Origin of the sequence: Thalassobacter sp. 16PALIMAR09, assembly GCF_000765485.1 — a bacterium.
Taxonomy (GTDB): Bacteria; Pseudomonadota; Alphaproteobacteria; order Rhodobacterales; family Rhodobacteraceae; genus Thalassobacter; species Thalassobacter stenotrophicus.
In genome coordinates this window covers 543,104-562,539 of sequence record NZ_JHAK01000001.1, presented here as the reverse complement: position 1 = coordinate 562,539, position 19,436 = coordinate 543,104, and the positions used below count along the sequence as shown (strand labels likewise).

The following is a 19,436-nucleotide window of genomic DNA, read 5'->3' as shown; positions in this document are numbered from 1 at the left end:
CAGCGCGGGTCACAGTGGTGCGATCAAATGTGCAAATGACCCGCTGACTGCGCCATCGCGCAGACCCATCGCGGATAATTTGGTGCCCTCGGCGTCTTGGGCGGTGAACAACGGCTCACCTTTTGCCCTGACGGTCGTGGCATAGTGAAATTCGTGGCCTGCCCATGCGCCGGGAAAGGCGCCGTGATCTGCGTGCAATCGGCGGTAGCCGAGGTGCAATTTTCGGGTCGAAAAACTGGTTTCCAGGTTCAAAAGGCCCGCCATGGCGTGGGGCGTGCCTGTTGCATCAATCAAGGTCTGACCTAGGACCATGTAGCCCCCGCATTCGCCGTAGATCTGCGCGGTTTCACTGGCCCGCCGCAGCGAATGAAGAAACACGGCACTCGCCGCCAGCTTGCCTGCGTGCAATTCAGGGTAGCCGCCGGGCAGGTAGACCAGATCACATTCTGGCACTGCCTGATCTGCAAGCGGCGAAAACGGGATCACTTGTGCCCCTGCGGCGCGCCATGCGTCCAACAGGTGCGGATAGGCGAAATCAAACGCCGCGTCCGAGGCCAATGCAATCCGCTGAGCAGGGGGCTTTGCGGGCTGCGGCGCGGGGACCGTTGCGATGGGCGCTGCTAGGTCATGCAGCTTGTCTAGATCAACCGTTAGGGCAAGCGTGTCCCCTGCGCGATCGAGGAATGCGTCTAGGTCCGGACGCTCTTGTGCCTGCACAAGTCCCAAATGCCGGTCCGGGTGTTCAAGCCCGCGCACGCGTGGGACTGCACCGAGGACCGGTATGCCAAGCGGCTCAAGTGCCGCCCGCAACATCCCAGTATGCCTGGGGGAGCCGACGCGGTTAAGGATTACACCGGCAATCGTAACCTCTGGGTGAAAGTTTGCAAAACCGGCCACCAAAGGCGCGATAGAATGGGCCATGCGCCCGGCATCCACGACCAAGACGACGGGCAAGTCGAGGGTCCGGGCGAGGTCTGCGGTGGATCCCCGTCCGGCTGGGGGCGCACCGTCAAACAGGCCCATCGCCCCTTCGATCAGCAAAAGCTCTGGTGTGCCTTTGGTAGCAAGCGCGCGCAATTGTTCGGGGCCCATGGCCCATGCGTCCAAAGTCATACAAGGCCGCCCGCAGGCGGCCTCATGAAAGCGGGGATCAATGTAATCTGGGCCAGATTTTGCGCCTCTGACGTTGACCCCAGCCTCACTCAGTGCGCGCAACAGCCCCAGCGTGACCGTTGTTTTGCCAGACCCAGAGGTGGGTGCGGCGAGGATCAGGCCTTTCACGACACTTCTGCCGGGCGCCCACGGTCCAGGGGGTCCAGGCTGCGCGGGGCTTCTCCGGCGGCCATGGCCTGCCAGTCGAGGGCTTGGCGCAGGCTGACGGCGCGCCCTACGCAGATGATCGCAGGTGCGCCCATGCCGCTGGCCTCGACGTCAGTTGCCGCGCGCGAAAGCGTGGTTTCAAGCACCTCTTGGGTCTCGTGGGTGGCGTAGCGCACCACGGCTACTGGTTCGTCCGGATGCCTGCCTCCAGCGATGATGGCTTCGGTGATCTGGGCGATATGTTTGATGCCCATGTAGATCACGATGACCTCACTGCCGCGGCCGATTGCAGCCCAATCCAAGCCGCAGGGCGTGTTTCCACTCGCGTCATGGCCGGTCACAAAGGTCACTGATTGGTTAACGTCGCGGTGGGTGACGGGGATGCCCGCATAGGCCAAACCTCCCACACCCGCGGTTATGCCGGGAATGATGCGGATCGGGATGCCGTGCTGCACAAGGGTCTGAGCTTCTTCGCCGCCCCGGCCAAACACAAACGGATCGCCCCCCTTGAGCCGTAAGACCCGCTTGCCCGCACGCGCCAGCTCAACCAAGCGGAGCGAAATATCGCGCTGCTTTGACGAAGGCTTGCCGCCGCGTTTGCCTGCATAGATATGCTCGGCTTGTGGGGCCCATTCTAACAGGCGGTCGCCAACAAGCGCGTCATACACGATGACATCGGCCTGACGCAGCGCGTTCAGCCCGTGCAGCGTCATCAAGCCGGGGTCACCCGGGCCAGCACCACACAGCCACACCCAGCCAGCACGCATCTCGGGCCAGTTGCCGCCCGGAAAGGAAACAGAGTCGTTCATGCCGCGCTTATGCCCGTTCTTTGGCGCGGCGAAAAGATGCGCTGACGACAAGCCTTTGCCCATTGGCGACGCATCCACGTGTCGCTAGGGTGCGGGCATGACTGATGCTGTCACATTACGCCGTGGGTGGACCACTGGCACCTGCGCCACCGCGGCGACGAAGGCCGCGTTGATGGGCCTGTGGGCAGGTGCCGTGCCGGGGCAGGTTTCGATCATTCTGCCCAAGGGGGAAAACCCAGAATTTGAGGTGGTTGGCGGGCGTTGTTCATCTAATCAGGCAGAGGCCGGGATCATCAAAGATGCAGGCGACGACCCCGACGTGACCCACGGTGCCGAGGTTCGTGTGACCGTGCGGCCCAGTAACGGCGGCGTGGTGTTTCGCGCGGGTGCTGGCGTGGGTCTGGTGACCAAACCGGGGCTGCCAATTGGCGTGGGTGAACCCGCAATTAACCCCGTTCCGCGCAAGATGATGGAAGAAGAAGTCGTCGCGCTTGCCGTGGAGTATGACCGAACCCCTGATGTTGAGATCACTGTGAGCGTGATTGGCGGCGCGGAACTGGCCCTCAAGACATGGAATCCGCGCCTTGGGATTGAGGGTGGTTTATCAATTTTGGGCACCACAGGTGTTGTACGCCCGTTTTCATGTGCAGCTTGGATCGCCTCGATCCACCGCGGGATTGACGTGGCGCGCGCCAGTGGGCTGCCCCATGTTGCGGGCTGCACCGGGGCCACGTCTGAGCAGATCGTGCAGGGGGTACATGGCCTGCCGGATCATGCGATGCTGGACATGGGGGATTTCGCGGGGGGGCTGCTAAAATACTTGCGTCGCCACCCGGTTCCGCGTCTGACGATTGGCGGGGGCATCGGTAAAATGTGCAAACTGGCGCAAGGCGCGATGGATTTGCACTCGGGCCGGTCTCAGGTTGACCTTGGCGCGCTATCGTCTTGGGTTGGACAGGATCTGACGGACTGCAACACCGCGCTTGAGGCCTACATGCGCGTGGGGCCCACCCTTGCGGAAGCAGTTGCGCAGAGGGCGCTTAAACAGGTGAAGATTACCTTGCAAGACGCTGATATTAAAGTGGATACGATTGTCATCGACCGTGCGGGCACCATCATTGGGCGCGCTGCATGACGGTTTTACTGCTCGGGGGGACGGGCGAGGCGCGCGCGCTGAGCCAGCGGCTCACCGGGCTTGGGGTGATCGCGTCACTTGCGGGTGTAACGCGGAAACCGAAACCCTACGGTGTTCCCACAAGGATCGGTGGTTTTGGCGGGGCCAACGGGTTCCGGTCCTTTCTAAAGGATGAAGGTGTCACCGCAGTTATTGACGCGACACACCCTTACGCCGCGAAGATGCCGCAGCGGGCCTCTGCTATTTGTGGTGAAATGGCCGTACCGTATTTGCGCCTGTTGCGCCCTGCTTGGCAGCCGCAATCGGGCGATCAATGGCAGGAGGTGGCTACCCTCGCGGATGCGGCGGCCATCCTTCCGACCGACAGCACCATCTTTCTTGCAACCGGGGGGCAAAGTGCTGATCACACCAAAGCTTTGCACGCACATACGATCTGGCTTCGACGTGTGGATGATACAGGTCCCGCGCCTTGGCCGAAGGGCGGGGTGATCGTGGGGCTGCCCTCCAATGATCCGCAAGTTGAGGTTGCGCTTTTGCAACGGCACGTTATCACGTACATCATCGCAAAAAATTCAGGCGGACCCATGGGTTACGCCAAACTGGAAGCAGCGCGCACCCTTGGGCTGCCGGTCATTTTGCTGTCTCGGCCACCCGTTCCGGACGCGCCGGTCACGACATCCCTGGATACAGCCGAAAGTTTTGTCAGAGCCCATGCCTCATAACGAACGGATCATCGAGACGCCGGAATGTGTCGCGGAAGGGGCGATGGCATTGGCCGCTGCGTGCCCGCGGATGGCCTATGCGCTGACCCAAACCGGGCCGCTGCCGTTGCGCCGCAAGCCTGATGGATTTGCGCCGTTACTCGATGCTATCGTGAGCCAACAAATCTCGGTTGCGGCGGCGGATGCGATTTGGGGGCGGATGAAGGCCGCTAAACTGACAGGCCCACGTAAAATCATGTGGGCGACGGATGAGGATCTGCGTGGATGTGGGCTATCGGCGCAGAAAATTCGCTATGCCCGGGCACTTGCCGAGGCGCGGATCGATTTTAAGGCATTGCGCGACGCCCCAACCGAGGCGGTGATTGAGGAATTGACCCAAGTGTCCGGCATCGGGCGTTGGACCGCGGAAATTTACGCGATGTTTGCGCTGGGGCGCGCGGATGTCTTTGCGCCCGGTGACCTTGCCCTGCAAGAAGGCGTGCGGATTTTGTACAAGCTAGACACGCGCCCAAAGGAAAAAGAAATCCGCGCCATGTCCGAGGCTTGGGCTCCGTGGCGCGCCGTTGCAGCCCGCGTTCTTTGGGCCTACTACGGGGTGGCTAAATCAAGGGAAGGGACCCGATGACACGCACGCTCGATCACCAAAGCCGCGCGCCCCAGTCGGGGACGACCAAAAACCTTGTGGTTTTTCTGCATGGATACGGCGCAGATGGCCCAGATTTGTTGGGGCTGGCCGATCCACTGGCCGAACACCTGCCTGACACTGCCTTTGCCGCGCCCAATGCGCCAGAGCGGTCTGTGGCTAATCCTATGGGATTTCAATGGTTTCCCATTCCGTGGATTGATGGCTCCTCCGAGGAAGAATCGCGCAAGGGCATGATGCTCGCGGTAGATGACCTGAACGCGTTTCTTGATGATCTGATGGCGGAACATGGCGTGACCCCGGCGCAAACGGTTCTCTTTGGCTTTAGCCAAGGGACAATGATGGCGTTGCACGTGGCCCCACGCCGGGCCGAAGCCTTTGCGGGCGTTGTCGCGTTTTCGGGCCGTTTGCTAGAGCCAGAAAGCCTAGCCGAAGAGGTCGTCTCGCGCCCCCCTGTGATGCTTGTTCACGGCGACGCCGACGATGTGGTTCCGGTTGAAAGCTTGCCCAAAGCCGCCGAAGCGTTGCAAGAAGCGGGGTGGGAAAAAGTCTTTGCCCACGTTCAAAAGGGAACAGGCCACGGGATCGCGCCCGATGGGCTAAGCGTTTCGCTTGCCTTCATGCGGTCCGTGTTGGGACTGGAATAGCGTCACGCGCCCGTTACATCGTCTTCGGATGACACTCTTAGAAGCTGCCATCTAGGGTCTTGCCAGATGGCAGCCGCCATATATAGTGAAAGTTGCTGGGGCGGGGCTCCCGCTCTGGTGGCCACTGCGGCATACGGAGCGAGGACGGAGTCTTTGATGGACGCACGACCAAACGACGTTGGGATTACCCCCCCAACGCATCCCACGCCCCCGACGGGCGATGATTTTAAAACCGCGTTTTTACGCGACCCCCAAACACTGAAACACTATCCGGCGCTTGTGCTGAACGCGGATTACCGGCCGCTAAGCTACCTGCCGCTCAGCCTTTGGCCGTGGCAAGACGCGGTGAAGGCGGCGTTCTTAGATCGGGTGGATATTGTGGCTGAGTACGATCACACCGTGCGCAGCCCCACGACGGAAATACGCGTGCCTTCGGTTGTGGTTCTTAAGGACTATGTAAAACCGCAAAAGCGCGTAGCATTTACTCGGTTTAACCTGTTTTTGCGTGATGAATTCACCTGTCAGTATTGCTCCTCGAAGGGTGATTTGACGTTTGATCACGTGGTGCCTCGGGCCAGTGGTGGGGTGACCTCGTGGGAGAATGTGGTGGCATCATGCTCTCGGTGCAATTTAAGAAAGGGCTCTAAGTCATTGAAGCAATGTGGGTTTAGCCTGCGCCGTGCGCCGCGTCAGCCTGCAAGTGCCGAGTTGATGAACTTGGGTCGAAAGTTTCCACCCAACTATTTGCACGAAAGCTGGATGGATTATTTGTACTGGGACGCCGAGCTGGACGCCTAGATCGCGTCGGGGATGTCAAATCCCGGCTCCGCAAGGGTGAACCCCTCAAACTGAAAGCCCGGTGTGACGGTGCAACTGACCAAAGCCCAAGTATCCTTGGGTGCATCCTTTGGCAGGCGGGCGGCTTGCCACGCGTCTTTGGGCACGAGCGCTTGGGGCTGCATTTGCGAAATGTCAGGGCCTAAAAGATGCACCTTGGCGGGGCCTGCGTCATCGTCCGATACGCGTAGCTCCAACGGATGGCCTGCGTGCCAAAACCACATCTCATCCGCATCGACCCGGTGCCAATGGCTGTGTTCGCCCGCCTTTAGCAGAAAGTAAATCGCCGTACCCGCGGGGCGTTCACCGTCCGTGGCATCGGCCTTCCATGTTTCGCGATAATGGCCGCCCTCGGGGTGGGGCTGTAGGTTGAGTGTGGCGATGATCTGATCGGCGGTCATGCAGACCTCCCCTTGTTTTCGCGAAAAATGATGTAGAGACCGGTCAGGACTGTGACGCAGATCCCGACAGCCGCAAGGCCGTTGGGCAGGTCACCAAAGGCCGCGAACCCGATGATGGTTGCAACCGGAATTTCGAGGTATTGCATAGGGGCAAGCGTGGAGGCCGGGGCCAAGCGCAAGGACCACGTCATGCACAGATGCCCTAAAGTGCCCAACGCGCCAAGGGCGAAAAGCCACAATATGTCAGCGCCTTGGGGTATCGGCCACGTGCCCTGTGCCCCGGTGATTAAGACCGCAGCACCAACCATAACGCTTGCCTGCGCGCCATTGATGGCCTGCAATGTGATTGGGTCAATTTCCTTGGAAATCTGACGTGTGACCAACATAAACAGGGCAAAGACCACCGCGACGACCAGCGGCAGCATCGCGGGCCAGCCGACGTTTGCAAAGCTTGGCTGTATAACCATCAGTGTGCCCATAAATCCGACTGCGCAGGCCCCCATGCGGTGCGGGCCGACTTCTTCGCCCAGCACGAAATGCCCGAGCAAAAGCAAGATGAACGGCATTACAAACGCAATCGCGATGGCATCGGCCAGCGGCAGATAGGTGAGAGAGGCGAACATCGCCCAAATCCCGAGGATGTGCAGGCACGCACGCAGCAGCGTCAGGCGCCAAAGCCGGGGGGAGAGGTGTAGCGACGCTAGATTGCGGGCAACAAGCGGGGCCAGCAAGACGGTTTGTGTCGTGGTTCGCACGAACACCAGCATCAAAATTGGGAACGTCCCGGCCAGCGCCTTGGCCATCCCGTCCCCCAGTGGCGCCATGAGGCAAAAGCCAAGCATGAACGCGATGCCCAACATGGGCCGGTCGAGCGATGGAGGGGGTAGGTGGGTCATGACGCGACCCTAGGCCGCGTCATGTAACGGTACAAGTGCCCGCGCCTAGCCGCGCAGGATTGAGGTGCCAGCGTAAACAGCGGTCTCACCGAGGGCTTCTTCGATACGGATCAGCTGGTTATATTTCGCCAGCCGGTCCGAGCGCGCGAGGCTGCCGGTTTTGATCTGCCCGCAATTGGTTGCGACGGCGAGGTCGGCAATGGTCGCATCCTCTGTCTCACCGGAACGGTGGGACATCACGCATGTCATCTGCGTGCGTTGCGCCAGGCTCACGGCCTCAAGTGTTTCGGACAGAGTGCCGATCTGGTTAACCTTCACCAACAAGGAGTTCGCGCAGCCTTGCTCAATTCCCATCTCGAGGCGTGCGGGGTTCGTGACGAACAGATCGTCGCCCACCAGCTGCACTTTGTCGCCGATCGCGTCGGTCAGGATCTTCCACCCCTCCCAGTCGTCTTCGGACATACCATCCTCGATCGAGATGATGGGATAGTCGTTCACCAGTGCCTCTAGGTAGGCGGCGTTCTCTGCTGGTGTCAGGGTTTTGCCTTCACCAGCAAGCACATATGCGCCGTCCTTAAAGTATTCTGTCGCGGCGCAATCGAGTGCCAGATAGATATCTTCACCGGGTTTGTAGCCTGCTTTTTCAACGGCTTTGAGGATGAAATCCAGCGCGTCACGGGTCGAGCTGAGGTTTGGTGCGAAGCCACCCTCATCGCCGATACCGGTGCTGTAGCCTGCGTTGGAGAGTTCTTTTTTCAGGGTGTGGAACACCTCGGATCCCATGCGCACAGCTTCGGCGATGGATGTGGCCGAGACAGGCATGATCATGAATTCTTGGATGTCGATGGGGTTATCTGCATGTTCACCACCGTTAATGATGTTCATCATCGGCACAGGCAGAACACGGGCGGATGTGCCGCCGATGTAGCGGTAAAGTGGTTGGCCCACATAGTCGGCAGCGGCGTGTGCAACGGCCATGGAGACGCCCAAGATGGCGTTTGCGCCAAGGCGCGCCTTATTGGGGGTGCCGTCAAGCTCGATCATGGCGGCATCGATGGCTTCTTGTTCCGTTGCCTCAAAGCCCACAAGCGCGTCGGCGATTTCACCGTTCACAGCGGCCACAGCGTTTAGAACACCCTTGCCCATGTAGCGGCTTTTGTCGCCATCACGCAGTTCAACGGCCTCATGCACGCCGGTGGATGCGCCCGATGGCACAGCCGCGCGACCCATGGTCCCGTCTTCGAGGGTGACGTCAACTTCCACGGTGGGGTTGCCGCGGCTATCAAGGATTTCGCGGGCGTGGACGTCGATAATGGTGCTCATGAACTGGTCTCCGGTGGTCGGTAAATGGGGTGAGGACGTCCTACCGGGTCACGTCCTTAAGGGGAAGGGGTCTTGGGTGCGCGCCTTGCCACACGTGCCTCGCGCATGAGGGTGTATATGCCCGATGCAAGTACGATTGCCGCACCCACAAGTGTTAACGCGTCAGGGCGCTCGTTAAAGATAACGACGGCAATGATGAGACCAAACAAAAGCCGGGTATAGCGGAATGACGTGACCACGGCGACATCGCCGAGCCGCATCGCGGTCACAATGGCATAGTAACCCGCCAGCCCCGCAAAGGTTGCAAACACCAGACCCGCTAGCCCTAGCCAACTGGGCAACGGGCTGCCGCCAGTGAACAGCATCAACCCTGCACCCACGGGCACAATCGCGGCCAATCCGTGTGCGGCCAAAACCATGGATGGGACGTTTGCAGGCACTGCTCGGGTCGCCAAATCACGGATCGACAGGCCGATGGCCGCACCAACACCCAGCAAAAGATACGGATCAAACGATACGGTGCCGGGACGCACAATCAACAGCACCCCAAGAAAGCCTACGATGATCGCGCTCCAACGGCGCCAGCCCACAGGCGCGCCTAGGAAAACCGCGGCCCCAAGCGTGACGATCAGCGGCCCAGATTGGAAAATCGCTGTGGCCGTGGCCAGCGGGACCAAGGCCAGCGCGCTGACAAAGCACAGCGTGCCCACGGCCTCACCCGCGATTCGCAACCCAACGGGCCGGGTCGCCAATTCCGCAGACCAGAGCGCGTGGCCTTGGGCCCGCGCAATGCTTGCGAATATCGCAAAGCCAATCAGGCCGATCACGAGGATAATGAAGCCCACTGTGACCTCGCCCGATACCCATTTGATAAAGGCGTCCTCAACAGCGAAAAGCGCCATCGCAAGGGTCATCCAAACCGCGCCACGCAGCGTGTCGTTCATACAAAGGCTCCGAAAAATGAGGGGGCGGCAGGCCCGAGGGACGTCATCCCTTGCGCCGCACGCCGTATAGCTCAAGCCGGTGGCCTTTGAGCGTAAACCCAAGCCGTGCAGCGATTTTTTCCTGCAACGCTTCGATTTCGGGATCGACAAATTCGATAACTTCGCCGGTTGTCATGTCGATCAGGTGATCGTGGTGATCCCGGTCGGCGTCCTCATACCGGGCGCGGCCATCGCCAAATTCCAGCTTCTCTAGGATGCCGGCTTCTTCAAACAATTTGACCGTCCGATAGACCGTCGCGATGGAGATATTGGGGTCCTGCGCCGAGGCGCGGGTATAGAGGTCTTCGACGTCGGGGTGGTCATCTGCCGCTTCAAGCACGCCCGCAATAATGCGGCGCTGTTCGGTCATGCGTAGGCCCTTGGCCTCGCAGCGGCTTAAAATTGTTTCTCGCATCAATCTTCCCTCTCAACACCCAAGGTCTAGGGGCGCGCACTGCCGTTTGCAATTCGCGCCTTTGGGTCAGGTCCCGCAAAAGGTGCGAGTGACGGCTTCTTCGGGGGTTGCGGGCTGGCGATAGGACGCGTTGGCATCCGTTTCGCTGAAGGGATCGCGCAAAACGTCCCAAAGCGCGTGAAACGGCGCGTCATCGCCCGCGTCGCAGGCGGTGATTGCCTCTTGGATGCGGTGGTTGCGTGGGATCACGGCGGGGTTGGTGCGCGCTATCAATGCATAATCTGGCGCATGGGTCTGCCATTTGGCGTGCCACGCGGCGTAGGGGGCCGTGTCGGTGAACAACGTATGGGCGGTATCTGAAGCCAATGCGCGGAACGTATTGGTGAAATCCGCGCGCTCTTCGGCCATCAATTCCAGTAGCTCGACACCTAGTCCAAAATGCGCCCGCTCTAGTCCGATTTTGGCCGCGAGTTTGTTTTCCCATGCGGCGGCGTAGGCGGTGTGGAATTGCTCCAACGCATCGGTCATTTCGGCAATGCCCGCCTCTTGGTCATCCCACAGCGGCAAGAGGGCGGTCGCCAGTTGCGCAAGGTTCCAAAGGGCGATGTTAGGTTGGTTGCTATAGGCATAGCGGCCCATTTGGTCGATCGATGAAAACACCTGGCCCGGGGCGTAGCCTTCCATAAAGGCGCAGGGGCCGTAATCGATTGTCTCGCCCGAAAGGGTCATGTTGTCGGTGTTCATCACCCCGTGAATAAAGCCAAGGCCCATCCATTCCGCGATCAAGTGAGCCTGTGCGTGCATCGCGTGGGCGAGCAGGCCAAGGGGGCCTTTGCGGTCGGGGGCATGGCGGTTGAGCGTGTAGTCAACCAGTGCCGCAACACCCTCCCGATCGCCTTGACTGGCCAGCCATTGAAAGGTGCCCACGCGAATATGGCTCGCGGCGACCCGGGTCAGAATTCCGCCGGGTTCCCACCCTGATTGCCGTAACACCTGCTGGCCGGTGCGCACGGCACACAGGGCGCGGGTGGTGGGTACGCCAAGGGCGGCCATTGCTTCGCTAACCAAAAATTCGCGTACAACAGGCCCAAGGGCCGATCGTCCATCGCCCGAGCGGGAGTAGGGCGTGGGGCCCGCACCCTTGAGCTGGACGTCGCGCCGGTTGCCTTGGGTGTCGATCACTTCACCCAGTAGGAGCGCGCGACCATCGCCCAATTGCCCGGACCAATGGCCAAACTGATGCCCGCCATAAACTTGCGCCAAGGGCTGCGCGCCCGCTGGCGGGACGTTGCCGGCAAAGACCTCCACGTGCGTGCGGATGTCCGCCCCGCTGGTGCCGAGGTCTTGGGCCAAGCCGTCATTCACGGCCAGCCAAGACGGGTCAGCCACAGCCGTGGCCTGCATCGCCGTGTAGAACCGCGCGGGCAGATCCGCATATGTGCTTTCAAACGCTAACATCGCCCACCTCATGGGTTAATTTGTGGATGGTTCCGCCCGTAATAGCGGTCAAAGCCGTGCCAAACGCTCAACCAAGAGGGCAAAGAACCCGTCGGCGTCAAGATCGCCTAGGAACAAGGCGTTGGGCGCGCGGTCCGTCACACGCCACCAGTCGGCCACAGTCATGCCGCGGGTGAGGGGGCTGTTCACCTCAATCTCAACGTTGATGAAGCGCCCTGTGAACAGTTCTGGTTTCAGCAGATAGGCAATCACGCATGGGTCATGCAATGGGGCACCCGCACTGCCGTATTTCTCTTTGTCGAACCGTTCAAAGAAGTCGGTCCACGCGGCGACCATGCGCCCGACCTCTGTACCAAGCGCGCGGAATGCCTCTACGCGCGGCGCAGTCGTGAGCGCTTTGTGCGTCACGTCCAAGGGTGCGACGACCAGCGGCACACCGGATCCGAAAACAGCCTTCGCGGCCTCGGGGTCGACATAGATGTTGAATTCAGCGGCGGGCGTAATGTTGCCCACCTGAAAATACGCCCCACCCATTAGTACAATTTCTTGCACCCGTTCGATGATATCTGGGGCGCGGGCAAAGGCGGTCGCGATGTTGGTCAGCGGCCCCAATGGGCACAGCGTCACGGTGCCCGATGGCTCAGCCCGGAGGGTATCGATAATGAAATCGACGCCGTGTTGTTCCTGCAAGGGCATCACGGGATCGGCCATTTGTGGCCCGTCGAGCCCGGTCTTGCCGTGCACATGTTCCGCCGTCACAAGCGGGTGGCGCAAGGGACGGTCGCAGCCTGCAAAAACGGGCAAATCGGGACGTCCCGCCAGTTCACACACGATGCGCGCATTTTTTTGGGTCAAGGGCAGCGGTACATTGCCCGCAACTGCCGTCAGGCCAAGAACCTCCAGCTCAGGCGAACCAAGTGCCAACAGGATCGCGACGGCGTCATCTTGTCCGGGATCGGTGTCTATGATGATTTTGCGGGTCATTGTTGCGCCTCCCATGGTGTTGGTCTCGCTGCGGTGTCGTGCAAGTGCAAGGTGTTTTGCCGCCCTAGGCCGTCTTTTCCGCGCGCTTAGCGGCATCCCACAGGGCGTCCATCTCGGCCAGATCGCTGTCTTCGGGGCGGCGCCCCTCTGCGGCAAGGGATGACTCAATTGCGCCAAACCGGCGCACAAACTTGGCGTTTGCAGCCCGCAACGCGGCCTCGGGGTCAACCCCCATGTGGCGGGCAAGGTTTGCCATAACAAACAACAGGTCGCCCATTTCTTCGGTCACTTCGTCCGCCGTAAGGTGGTCTTGCGCCTCGACTAATTCGGCGGCCTCTTCTTGCATCTTGGCCAGCACTTGCGTGGTTTCTGGCCAATCAAACCCGACACGAGCGGCGCGCTTTTGCAGCTTGACGGCACGCAACAGCGCAGGCAGCCCAAGGGCCACATCATCTAGCACCCCACCACGCGCCTTGGCCGCGCGTTCGCGGGCCTTTTGCGCCTCCCAATCGGCGACTTGTTGTTCGGCGGATTTATCGCGGCTTTCGTCGCCAAAAATATGCGGGTGCCGATCGACCATTTTTTGCGCGACGCCCTCGGCCACGGCGTCAAAATCGAAATGCCCGGCCTCTGCGGCAATCTCACCGTGATATACGACCTGCAACAACAGATCGCCCAGCTCACCCTTTAGCTCGGCCATATCGCCGCGCTCGATCGCGTCGGCGACCTCGTAGGCCTCTTCGATGGTGTAGGGTGCGATGGTTTCAAAGGTCTGCTTGATGTCCCACGGGCAGCCGGTGTTTGGGTCGCGCAGGCGGCGCATAATCTCGAGCAAACGGGGCAATCCGCCGCCGGGGGTCTTGCAAAGTGTGTCACTGTCCATTGCGGGTCCCCATGTGTGCTTTACAGTCGCGATAAAATCCCAGAATCCCAGTGAGGACAACCCATGCCCGTGCTCAATTCCATCGCTGACCTTGCGCCGCAAATGACCGAATGGCGGCGCTGGTTGCACCAAAACCCTGAGATTGATTTTGCCTGTCACAAGACGGCCGCGTTTGTGGCTCAAAAGTTGCGCGAATTTGGGGTGGATGAGGTGCATGAGGGGATTGCCCAAACCGGTTTGATCGCAATCATCAACGGCCAAGCAGAGGGGCCGACGATTGGGCTGCGCGCGGACATGGACGCCCTTCCGGTGCAGGAGGAAACGGGCGCCGACTGGGCCAGCCTCACCCCCGGTGCGATGCATGCCTGTGGTCATGACGGGCACACGACAATGCTCTTGGGCGCGGCCAAGTACCTAAGCGAAACGCGTCGTTTCTCGGGCCGGGTTGCTCTGATTTTTCAACCCGCCGAAGAGGGCGGCGGCGGTGGCCGCGTCATGGTCGAAGAAGGTGTTATGGATCGCTTCGACATTCAGGAGGTCTACGCCCTGCACAATGGGCCGGGCGTCGCCCCCGGTGCGTTCTGGACAACGCCGGGGCCGATCATGGCGGCCGCTGACACCTTCCGGATCGAGATCACCGGCAAGGGCGGACATGGGGCCGCCCCCCACACCACATGTGATCCGATCACAGCGGCATTGGCGATTGGCAACGCGCTGCACACCATCACCAGCCGCAATCTGCGCTCTGGCGATGATCTGGTTTTGTCAGTGACGCAAGTTCACGCAGGCACTGCGGATAACATCATTCCCGCCCATGCCTGGCTGGAGGGAACCGTGCGCACATTCGCGCCCGCGGTGCGCGACATGGCTGAGGCCCGATTGACCGAGATTGTGGCGGGGCAGGCGGCAAGCTTTGGCGTGCAAGCCGTGGTTGATTATGATCGGGGCTATCCCCCCACAGTGAACCACCCTGCGCAGGCCCAGTTTGCGGCCGATGTTGCCGCCGAAATCGTGGGTCAAAGCAATGTAGCCCCGGATCGGCGCCCCGAAATGGTGGCCGAAGATTTCGCCTATATGCTTGAGGCCCGCCCCGGCGCGTACCTCTTCATCGGCAATGGCGATAGCGCGGGGCTGCATCACCCCGGCTATGATTTCAACGATGCGATTTCGCCTGTCGGGGCCAGCTTTCTGGCCCGTCTAGTGGAAACCGCACAGCCGCTATGACGCAGGCGCGGCCTTAGCCCGCACGCATCAACATGCCCCAAAGGTCCCGTGTGTCATCGGGGTCCGCAAGCATGTCGAGTGGGTCAAAAAACGGATGGGTCTCAAGCTGGGCGTGGACATACCGCAGGGCGCTGAAATCCTCGGTCGCAAAGCCGACACTGTCGAACAGGGTGATCTGATCCTCGCGGGTGCGTCCCGGTGTTTGGCCTGCGAATACGTGCCAAAGTTCAGTCACCGGATGGTCGGGGTCTAGCTGCTGTATCTCACCCTCAACGCGGGTCTGGGGCGGGTATTCGACAAAGATATCAGAGCGGTGAAGGATATCTGGGTGCAGTTCCGTTTTGCCCGGGCAATCACCGCCGATGGCGTTGATATGCATGCCGCTGCCGATCATGTTGTCTGTCAAAATGGTCGCAAATTGTTTGTCGGCGGTGCAGGTCGTGATGATCTGCGCGCTAGTTACGGCGTCCTCGGGGCTTGTGTGGGTGGTGACGTCAAAGCCTTGCGCGCGCAGGTTCTTGGCGGCTTTGTTTGTGGCTTTGATGTCGATATCATACAGGCGCAGGGTGTTGATTTTGCACAACTCCCGTATGGCGACGGCCTGAAACTCACACTGCGCACCATTGCCGATCAACGCCATGGTGTGTGCCCCTTTGGGCGCTAATAGCCGTGTCACGAGGGCCGAGGTCGCGGCCGTGCGCAGCGCCGTCAGCAACGTCATTTCTGTCAGCATAACCGGGTAGCCTGTGTCCACCCGGCTTAGCACACCAAAGGCCGTAACGGTTTGGAACCCACGGGCCATATTTGCCGGGTGGCCGTTCACGTATTTGAAGCCATATTGCGCGCCGTCCGAAGTGGGCATCAGCTCAATCACGCCCTCCCCGGAGTGGGCGGCGATGCGGGGTGTCTTGTCAAATTCGGGCCAGCGTTTGAAATCCGCCTCAATCACGGATGCCAGGTCGGCCATCATTTGCCCGGGGCCAATCGTATGGATAAGGCGCATCATATTCGCGACACTCACAAAGGGAACATACGCAAGCTCAGAGGGTTGCAGGGTGTCTTTCATGTTGTCTGTTCCTTTATGCACTGCGTGTGACCCTATCCAAAATTGTCCGCCCCGCGAGGGAGCCGCACAAATCCACCATCAATTTCGCGGTCCGGCCTCGGTCATCGAGAAAGGGGTTCAGCTCCACCAGATCAATCGCGTTCACAAGCCCGCTTTCGTGTAGAACCTCCATGATCAGATGCGCCTCACGGAAGGTGGCGCCACCGGGCACGGTCGTGCCGACGGCGGGCGCGATGCTTGGGTCCAAAAAATCCACATCAAGACTGACATGCAGGCGGCCATTGGCGACGCGCACGCGGGCCAAGAATGTCTCAAGCGGCGCGCGTACGCCGGTTTCATCAATGGCGCGCATATCATGGGCGTCTATGCCAAGGCGCTGGATCGCGGCCCGCTCCGCCGGATCAACGCTGCGCAGGCCCATCATGCAAATGTTCGGGCCGGGAATGGGGGCTGCGAGGGGCGGGTAAATGCCCTCAAAACCCGTGCCGCCCGTCAGGTACCCCATTGGCGTGCCGTGCAGATTGCCGCTTTCGGTCGTGTCGAGGGTGTGCAGGTCGGGATGCGCGTCGAGCCACAGCACGAATAGGGGACGGCCATCGTGATGCGCTGCGTTGGCGTGCCCGCCAATTGATCCCGCCGCCATCGCGTGATCACCGCCCATGAAAATGGGGGTATGCTCGGTGCGGCAGGCATGAAAGCTGAACTCTGCGATTTGGTGTGTCCAGGCCACGACCTCCGCAAGGTGATGCACAGCCGGATTTGGGTGCGGAATGTCCGGGCCGACATCGACCCAAAGGGTGCCGACGTCTTGGACGTCATGGCCGAGGGACGCAAGCGACGGCCCAAGCCCCGCCGTGCGGTAGGCATCAGGCCCCATAAGGCAACCGCCCCGGCCTGCGCCGATCTCAATGGGACTGCCGATCAATTGGTAACTGGGCACGTGTTTGATCCTGTGCTGGGGTGTATTACCCCTAATATTGCCGCCCAAATTGTCAGGACACAGTGCCAAAGCTGTACAAATCGTGCCACATTGTTGGCATATTGTTTGGTTAATGTGACAGAATGTTTGATCTAGATGATACCGACCGCGCCTTGATCGCGGCATTGAAGCGCGACGGACGGGTCGCAACGACGCAACTTGCGCGGCAGTTGAACCTGTCGCGTGCCACGGTCCAAGCTAGGATTGAGCGGTTGAAGGACCGTGGTGTGATCAAGCGTTTCACGGTTGAGGTCACTCTCGCGAGCGAAGATGACGCGATCGCGGCGATCATGTTTATCGCACTGCAAGGCGCGATGAGCCGGGCGGTCATCAGGCAATTGCGCAAAATGCCTGAGATCGTAACGCTGAATTCAACCAATGGTGGCTGGGACTTGGTCGCGCGGATTGAGGCGCAGGACCTGCGCCGGTTCGACCGTGTCCTGCGCGAGGTGCGTGAGATTGAGGGCGTCGTAAACTCGGAAACCTGTCTGCTATTGGCCGAGGCCTAATACTACAACAGCGCGCCGGTACCCTGCAGTACTCCGTGTTCCAGCGCATAGCGCGTTAGCCCCGCGGTGGACGAAATCCCCAACTTGCGCTTGATGTTCTTGCGGTGGGTTTCCACGGTGCGGACCGAAATATCCAATTCCACCGCGACATCCTTGTTGGATTTGCCTTGGGCCAGTTGCAGCAAAATCGTCTGTTCCCGGGACGTGAGCGCCTCAGACGCGCCATCCACCGGCGTAAGCGAGCCTTCGGCGCCGGGGCACAGATACCGCTCTCCAGCCATGACGGTATCAATGGCGCGGCGGATTTCCTCGGTCGGAACATCCTTTAGGACATAGCCCATAGCGCCGTGACTGAGCGCGGTGTTGATGTATTCAGGCGTGTCGTGCATCGACAGGATCAGGATCCTGGTATCGGGGTGGTTTTCGAGCAAGATTTCCGTGGCCGACAACCCGTTGACCAGCGGCATGTTCAGATCGAGCAGGATAACATCTGGGGCCAGTGTCGCGGCCTGATCGATGACTTCTTGGCCGTTCGCAAGAGTGCCGACCACAACGATATCATCGTAGGTTTCGAGGATGGCGCGGATACCGTCAGCCACCATTGGGTGGTCGTCTACCACAAGAACCTTAATCGCATTCATAGGCTCAGCCCCTTTGCTCGTTTGCTGGTGCCATCGCGTCCCGCTTGCGGCGCAAGCAGGTGGCTTAGGGGCACATCCGCCTCAATCACGGTGCCCGCGTCGGTGGTGGTGACGCGCAAGGTGCCGTCCAACTGTTCGACGCGTTCTTGCATGTTTCGCAAGCCAAGGCCACTGCGCCCGGTGCGCGCAACCGTTTGGTCGCGGCCTGCGGTCAGCCCCTTGCCGTTATCGGCAATGCGCAGTGTGGCCCCGTTGCGGTGCCCGGCCACGCTGACTGACACCTCGGTGGCTTCGGCGTGGCGTTCGATGTTGGTCAGAGCCTCTTGCGCGATGCGGTAAAGGGCATTTTTGGCCTCCGCATCGAGGCGGTTGCGAAAGACCACGGTTTGAAAGTTCACGGGCACTTTGGTCCGGGCAGAAAAATCCTCGGCCAGCGCTTTTAGGGCAGGGCCGAGCCCAAGGTCATCCAGCACGCCGGGGCGCAGATCACGACTGATACGGCGGACCTCTCCGATGGCGCCTTGCAGGCCTTCGATGCCTTCATCTACGGCCTTGGTCGCCCCTGCGCCGCCCTTTGAAGTCAGCCGCTTTGCGAGTTCCAATTTATACCGCACCCCCACAAGAATCTGAGAGATTGAGTCGTGCAATTCACGCGCGACACGGCCGCGTTCTTCCTCTTGGGTGTCGAGGACCCGTTGGGTCAGCGCCTTCAGCTTGGCGTCCGCCAAGCGCCGTTCGCGCACAGTGATAAATAGCCCCGAGAGGAAGACGATCGTCAGGGCCGCCCCGGTGATCAATCCGATTTGCACGAATGTCCTCCGCACACGGCTTTGCGTTTCGGCACGGGCGGCCGCCACGCTGGTCAATACGTCGTCAATGAAAACGCCGGTACCAATCGCCCACTGCCAATCCTGCAAGCCAATCACATAGGTGATCATGGTCGCGGTTTCCCCGGTGGAGGGTTTTTCCCACTCATAGGTATGATACCCGCCGCCTGAGCGCGCCACATCGATAAGCGTGTCGGTCACAGGTACCCCGTTGGCATCCGTCATCCCCGTCCAATTGCGCCCGATCAGCCGTGTTTGCCGGGGGGAAACAAGGTTTGTTCCGTCGTAGGCATAGACAAAAAAGAACCCATCTTGCCCGTAGACCATCGCCGAGAGGATTTGTGTCACCCGCAGCTTTGCCAGCGCATCATCAGGCGCCGCATTGCCATAGATTGTCACAAAGGCGGTCCGCGCGAGGCTGAGGTAGTTTTTCAGCTCTTCTTTTTTCGTCTCGATCAAGGTGCGTTCAAGGGCGGCCAACTCTCGTTCCGCCATCCGGCTGGATTGGACGTTTACCAATAGCGCGATTGCGGCTGCGGCCAGCACCAAGGGGATTGTGGCCAGCCCAAATAGCTGCTGACCGTAGGTCACACGGCGCAGACGGGATAGGCGAGAAGAACGATGCGCAGGGGACATTTAGGGCCAATTGCCAATGGATTAGGCATTACGCCTAAGAATTTCTGACGCGTAGGGCAAGATTTTTTCAAAAATCAGGGTTCTTGGGTATTTCCTTG

General features: G+C 60.3%; 21 protein-coding genes. 7 read left to right on the top strand and 14 right to left on the bottom strand.

Annotation, left to right across the window (positions count from 1 at the left end):
• Positions 1-9 precede the first annotated feature (9 nt).
• Both PM04_RS02760 and cobA read right to left on the bottom strand, forming a co-directional pair.
• Positions 10-1,281 carry a cobyrinate a,c-diamide synthase gene (locus PM04_RS02760; protein ID WP_038003417.1) on the bottom strand — a complete coding sequence of 424 codons (1,272 nt, stop codon included), beginning with the start codon at positions 1,279-1,281 and terminating at the stop codon, positions 10-12.
• Positions 1,278-2,129, bottom strand: coding sequence for a uroporphyrinogen-III C-methyltransferase (gene cobA, locus PM04_RS02755; protein ID WP_038003872.1), 852 nt, complete (start codon positions 2,127-2,129; stop codon positions 1,278-1,280). Before cobA ends, PM04_RS02760 begins: the two co-directional genes overlap by 4 nt.
• 97 nt (positions 2,130-2,226) lie before the next feature.
• On the opposite strand from cobA, the gene PM04_RS02750 reads away from it, so the two are divergent.
• The 5 genes from PM04_RS02750 (at position 2,227) to PM04_RS02730 (ending at position 6,074) form a co-directional block, all read left to right on the top strand.
• On the top strand, positions 2,227-3,264 hold the full coding sequence (locus PM04_RS02750) for a cobalt-precorrin-5B (C(1))-methyltransferase (RefSeq protein ID WP_038003416.1): 1,038 nt from the start codon (positions 2,227-2,229) through the stop codon (positions 3,262-3,264).
• On the top strand, positions 3,261-3,986 hold the full coding sequence (locus PM04_RS02745) for a cobalt-precorrin-6A reductase (RefSeq protein WP_038003414.1): 726 nt from the start codon (positions 3,261-3,263) through the stop codon (positions 3,984-3,986). Before PM04_RS02750 ends, PM04_RS02745 begins: the two co-directional genes overlap by 4 nt.
• Complete coding sequence (locus PM04_RS02740) at positions 3,976-4,611, top strand: DNA-3-methyladenine glycosylase (RefSeq protein ID WP_038003412.1); 636 nt, start codon at positions 3,976-3,978, stop codon at positions 4,609-4,611. Before PM04_RS02745 ends, PM04_RS02740 begins: the two co-directional genes overlap by 11 nt.
• The gene (locus PM04_RS02735) at positions 4,608-5,276 is read left to right on the top strand and encodes an alpha/beta hydrolase (RefSeq protein ID WP_038003410.1); all 669 of its coding nucleotides are present in this window, start codon (positions 4,608-4,610) and stop codon (positions 5,274-5,276) included. The genes PM04_RS02740 and PM04_RS02735 overlap by 4 nt, the downstream gene beginning before the upstream one ends.
• Before the next feature lie 156 nt (positions 5,277-5,432).
• Positions 5,433-6,074, top strand: a complete 642-nt coding sequence (locus PM04_RS02730; protein ID WP_081946034.1) for an HNH endonuclease — start codon at positions 5,433-5,435, stop codon at positions 6,072-6,074.
• Here PM04_RS02730 and PM04_RS02725 read toward each other — a convergent pair.
• The 8 genes from PM04_RS02725 to mazG all read right to left on the bottom strand — a co-directional run bounded on the left by PM04_RS02725 (position 6,071) and on the right by mazG (position 13,456).
• Positions 6,071-6,514 carry a cupin domain-containing protein gene (locus tag PM04_RS02725; protein WP_038003408.1) on the bottom strand — a complete coding sequence of 148 codons (444 nt, stop codon included), beginning with the start codon at positions 6,512-6,514 and terminating at the stop codon, positions 6,071-6,073. The genes PM04_RS02730 and PM04_RS02725 overlap by 4 nt on opposite strands.
• Positions 6,511-7,410: a DMT family transporter gene (locus tag PM04_RS02720; RefSeq protein WP_038003406.1), complete on the bottom strand. Its 900-nt coding sequence runs from the start codon at positions 7,408-7,410 to the stop codon at positions 6,511-6,513. Before PM04_RS02720 ends, PM04_RS02725 begins: the two co-directional genes overlap by 4 nt.
• 45 nt (positions 7,411-7,455) lie before the next feature.
• Complete coding sequence (gene eno / locus PM04_RS02715; protein WP_038003404.1) at positions 7,456-8,733, bottom strand: phosphopyruvate hydratase; 1,278 nt, start codon at positions 8,731-8,733, stop codon at positions 7,456-7,458.
• A gap of 56 nt (positions 8,734-8,789) precedes the next feature.
• Positions 8,790-9,677 carry a DMT family transporter gene (locus PM04_RS02710; protein ID WP_038003403.1) on the bottom strand — a complete coding sequence of 296 codons (888 nt, stop codon included), beginning with the start codon at positions 9,675-9,677 and terminating at the stop codon, positions 8,790-8,792.
• Positions 9,678-9,720: 43 nt separating this feature from the next.
• Positions 9,721-10,131 (bottom strand): Fur family transcriptional regulator, encoded by a 411-nt coding sequence (locus PM04_RS02705; protein WP_038003401.1) that lies wholly within the window; start codon positions 10,129-10,131, stop codon positions 9,721-9,723.
• 66 nt (positions 10,132-10,197) lie between these two features.
• Positions 10,198-11,589 carry a YdiU family protein gene (locus PM04_RS02700; protein WP_152600842.1) on the bottom strand — a complete coding sequence of 464 codons (1,392 nt, stop codon included), beginning with the start codon at positions 11,587-11,589 and terminating at the stop codon, positions 10,198-10,200.
• 48 nt (positions 11,590-11,637) lie between these two features.
• On the bottom strand, positions 11,638-12,573 hold the full coding sequence (locus tag PM04_RS02695; protein WP_038003398.1) for a nucleoside hydrolase: 936 nt from the start codon (positions 12,571-12,573) through the stop codon (positions 11,638-11,640).
• A gap of 64 nt (positions 12,574-12,637) precedes the next feature.
• On the bottom strand, positions 12,638-13,456 hold the full coding sequence (gene mazG / locus PM04_RS02690; RefSeq protein WP_038003396.1) for a nucleoside triphosphate pyrophosphohydrolase: 819 nt from the start codon (positions 13,454-13,456) through the stop codon (positions 12,638-12,640).
• Between the two features lie 63 nt (positions 13,457-13,519).
• Here mazG and PM04_RS02685 point away from each other — a divergent pair, with 63 nt between their 5' ends.
• Positions 13,520-14,680, top strand: a complete 1,161-nt coding sequence (locus PM04_RS02685; RefSeq protein ID WP_038003394.1) for a M20 aminoacylase family protein — start codon at positions 13,520-13,522, stop codon at positions 14,678-14,680.
• 13 nt (positions 14,681-14,693) lie between these two features.
• On the opposite strand, the gene PM04_RS02680 is transcribed toward PM04_RS02685, so the two are convergent.
• Both PM04_RS02680 and rocF read right to left on the bottom strand, forming a co-directional pair.
• Complete coding sequence (locus PM04_RS02680; protein WP_038003392.1) at positions 14,694-15,746, bottom strand: ornithine cyclodeaminase; 1,053 nt, start codon at positions 15,744-15,746, stop codon at positions 14,694-14,696.
• Between the two features lie 13 nt (positions 15,747-15,759).
• Positions 15,760-16,686, bottom strand: a complete 927-nt coding sequence (rocF, locus tag PM04_RS02675; protein WP_038003390.1) for an arginase — start codon at positions 16,684-16,686, stop codon at positions 15,760-15,762.
• A gap of 122 nt (positions 16,687-16,808) precedes the next feature.
• Between rocF and PM04_RS02670 the strand changes: the two genes are divergently transcribed.
• A complete protein-coding gene (locus tag PM04_RS02670) occupies positions 16,809-17,234 on the top strand; it encodes an Lrp/AsnC family transcriptional regulator (RefSeq protein WP_038003388.1) in 426 nt (141 codons plus the stop codon).
• A gap of 2 nt (positions 17,235-17,236) precedes the next feature.
• On the opposite strand, the gene PM04_RS02665 is transcribed toward PM04_RS02670, so the two are convergent.
• Both PM04_RS02665 and PM04_RS02660 read right to left on the bottom strand, forming a co-directional pair.
• Entirely contained in the window at positions 17,237-17,875 is a 639-nt protein-coding gene (locus tag PM04_RS02665; RefSeq protein ID WP_038003386.1) for a response regulator transcription factor, read from the bottom strand.
• Entirely contained in the window at positions 17,872-19,338 is a 1,467-nt protein-coding gene (locus PM04_RS02660; protein ID WP_038003384.1) for a cache domain-containing protein, read from the bottom strand. The genes PM04_RS02665 and PM04_RS02660 overlap by 4 nt, the downstream gene beginning before the upstream one ends.
• Positions 19,339-19,436: the final 98 nt, after the last annotated feature.

Excerpts from the sequence above, each read along its gene's own strand:
- PM04_RS02725 (WP_038003408.1), bottom strand. The coding sequence starts at position 6,514 with ATGACCGCCGATCAGATCATCGCCACACTCAACCTACAGCCCCACCCC.
- PM04_RS02700 (WP_152600842.1), bottom strand. The coding sequence starts at position 11,589 with ATGTTAGCGTTTGAAAGCACATATGCGGATCTGCCCGCGCGGTTCTAC.
- PM04_RS02735 (WP_038003410.1), top strand. The coding sequence starts at position 4,608 with ATGACACGCACGCTCGATCACCAAAGCCGCGCGCCCCAGTCGGGGACG.
- cobA (WP_038003872.1), bottom strand. The coding sequence starts at position 2,129 with ATGAACGACTCTGTTTCCTTTCCGGGCGGCAACTGGCCCGAGATGCGT.
- PM04_RS02750 (WP_038003416.1), top strand. The coding sequence starts at position 2,227 with ATGACTGATGCTGTCACATTACGCCGTGGGTGGACCACTGGCACCTGC.
- PM04_RS02665 (WP_038003386.1), bottom strand. The coding sequence starts at position 17,875 with ATGAATGCGATTAAGGTTCTTGTGGTAGACGACCACCCAATGGTGGCT.
- PM04_RS02745 (WP_038003414.1), top strand. The coding sequence starts at position 3,261 with ATGACGGTTTTACTGCTCGGGGGGACGGGCGAGGCGCGCGCGCTGAGC.
- PM04_RS02720 (WP_038003406.1), bottom strand. The coding sequence starts at position 7,410 with ATGACCCACCTACCCCCTCCATCGCTCGACCGGCCCATGTTGGGCATC.
- PM04_RS02685 (WP_038003394.1), top strand. The coding sequence starts at position 13,520 with ATGCCCGTGCTCAATTCCATCGCTGACCTTGCGCCGCAAATGACCGAA.
- eno (WP_038003404.1), bottom strand. The coding sequence starts at position 8,733 with ATGAGCACCATTATCGACGTCCACGCCCGCGAAATCCTTGATAGCCGC.
- PM04_RS02710 (WP_038003403.1), bottom strand. The coding sequence starts at position 9,677 with ATGAACGACACGCTGCGTGGCGCGGTTTGGATGACCCTTGCGATGGCG.
- PM04_RS02660 (WP_038003384.1), bottom strand. The coding sequence starts at position 19,338 with ATGTCCCCTGCGCATCGTTCTTCTCGCCTATCCCGTCTGCGCCGTGTG.
- PM04_RS02680 (WP_038003392.1), bottom strand. The coding sequence starts at position 15,746 with ATGAAAGACACCCTGCAACCCTCTGAGCTTGCGTATGTTCCCTTTGTG.
- mazG (WP_038003396.1), bottom strand. The coding sequence starts at position 13,456 with ATGGACAGTGACACACTTTGCAAGACCCCCGGCGGCGGATTGCCCCGT.
- PM04_RS02740 (WP_038003412.1), top strand. The coding sequence starts at position 3,976 with ATGCCTCATAACGAACGGATCATCGAGACGCCGGAATGTGTCGCGGAA.
- PM04_RS02705 (WP_038003401.1), bottom strand. The coding sequence starts at position 10,131 with ATGCGAGAAACAATTTTAAGCCGCTGCGAGGCCAAGGGCCTACGCATG.
- PM04_RS02670 (WP_038003388.1), top strand. The coding sequence starts at position 16,809 with ATGTTTGATCTAGATGATACCGACCGCGCCTTGATCGCGGCATTGAAG.
- PM04_RS02730 (WP_081946034.1), top strand. The coding sequence starts at position 5,433 with ATGGACGCACGACCAAACGACGTTGGGATTACCCCCCCAACGCATCCC.
- PM04_RS02695 (WP_038003398.1), bottom strand. The coding sequence starts at position 12,573 with ATGACCCGCAAAATCATCATAGACACCGATCCCGGACAAGATGACGCC.